This window comes from Mesorhizobium sp. M7A.F.Ca.MR.362.00.0.0 (assembly GCF_004023175.1).
Taxonomy (GTDB): domain Bacteria; phylum Pseudomonadota; class Alphaproteobacteria; order Rhizobiales; family Rhizobiaceae; genus Mesorhizobium.
The window spans coordinates 1-427 of record NZ_RZTF01000220.1 but is presented as its reverse complement, the minus strand read 5'-3'; the positions used below and the strand labels follow the sequence as shown (position 1 = coordinate 427).

At 67.7% G+C, this 427-nt stretch carries 1 protein-coding gene; it reads right to left on the bottom strand.

Annotated elements, in window-relative coordinates:
• On the bottom strand, nt 1–427 hold a 427-nt coding region (locus EOC06_RS23500), incomplete at both ends, for a LysR substrate-binding domain-containing protein (protein WP_245469967.1).

Genomic DNA, 427 nt, shown 5'->3' with positions numbered 1-427 from the left:
GCGGTACGCGGCCGCCCGATCGGCCGGTCGAGCCAGTAGGACACCGGATTGAGCGCGGTGCGCTCATCGACGGGCGTGATGCGGCCCGATAGCAATTGATGCCCGGTCAGGGGTGGGCGTGCCAGCGCGATGCCGAGCCCATAGGCGGCGGCGTCGAGCACCAGATTGTAGTCCTCGAAGCGACGGTCCTGCGGGCGCGGGCGATAATCCATGCCTTGCGCGGCAAACCAGGCGCGCCAGGCAGACGCGTCGGAATCGTTGATCAGCGGATATTTGAGCAGCCGGGCAGGGTCGCCGCGGCCGATCTCGCAGGCAAGCTCGGGCGACGCGACGGGGAAGACATGTTCCTCGAAAAGCTGCACCGAGACGCGGCCCGGAATGCCGCCGCGTCCACAGCGGATGGAGAGATCGATGCCCTCATCGGCAA